2 rRNA genes are annotated in these 1,041 nt (G+C 59.4%); both read left to right on the forward strand.

Features of this window, described 5'->3' with window-relative positions:
• Positions 1-302, forward strand: a 16S ribosomal RNA gene (locus ACWCXB_RS36580); the annotation flags it as partial.
• A 307-nt stretch (positions 303-609) separates the two neighbouring features.
• Positions 610-1,041 (forward strand): 23S ribosomal RNA (locus tag ACWCXB_RS36585); the annotation flags it as partial.

The raw sequence follows: 1,041 nt of genomic DNA on the forward strand, positions 1-1,041 counted from the left end.
GGTACAAAGAGCTGCGATGCCGCGAGGCGGAGCGAATCTCAAAAAGCCGGTCTCAGTTCGGATTGGGGTCTGCAACTCGACCCCATGAAGTCGGAGTTGCTAGTAATCGCAGATCAGCATTGCTGCGGTGAATACGTTCCCGGGCCTTGTACACACCGCCCGTCACGTCACGAAAGTCGGTAACACCCGAAGCCGGTGGCCCAACCCCTTGTGGGAGGGAGCTGTCGAAGGTGGGACTGGCGATTGGGACGAAGTCGTAACAAGGTAGCCGTACCGGAAGGTGCGGCTGGATCACCTCCTTTCTAAGGAGCATCTTTGACCGCTTCGGCGGTCACAGAGCCACTACGCCGGCGAGTGTCCGGCGGTGGTCAGCTCATGGGTGGAACGTTGATTATTCGGCACGGTCGCTTGATGGATCACCAGTACTGCTTCGGCGTGGAACGTGAGTGTCATCGAGGGGTCGTGCCCGGCGCGCTGTTGGGTATCTGAGGGTACGGACCTGCTGGTCCGACCTTCGGGATGCCGGCCCCAGTGAACTCGCTGAATCTCGGCGGGGTGATGGGTGGCTGGTCGTTGCTTGAGAACTGCACAGTGGACGCGAGCATCTGTGGCCAAGTTTTTAAGGGCGCACGGTGGATGCCTTGGCACCAGGAACCGATGAAGGACGTGGGAGGCCACGATAGTCCCCGGGGAGCCGTCAACCAGGCTTTGATCCGGGGGTTTCCGAATGGGGAAACCCGGCAGTCGTCATGGGCTGTCACCCGCTGCTGAACACATAGGCAGTGTGGAGGGAACGAGGGGAAGTGAAACATCTCAGTACCCTCAGGAAGAGAAAACAACCGTGATTCCGGGAGTAGTGGCGAGCGAAACCGGATGAGGCCAAACCTACGACGTGTGAGACCCGGCAGGGGTTGCGTCGTGGGGGTTGTGGGATCTCTCTTTCATTGTCTGCCGGCGATGAGACGAGTCAGAAACCGTATGGATAGGCGAAGGACATGCGAAAGGTCCGGCGTAGAGGGTAAGACCCCCGTAGCTGAAATC

Source organism: Streptomyces sp. NPDC001514 (assembly GCF_053597075.1).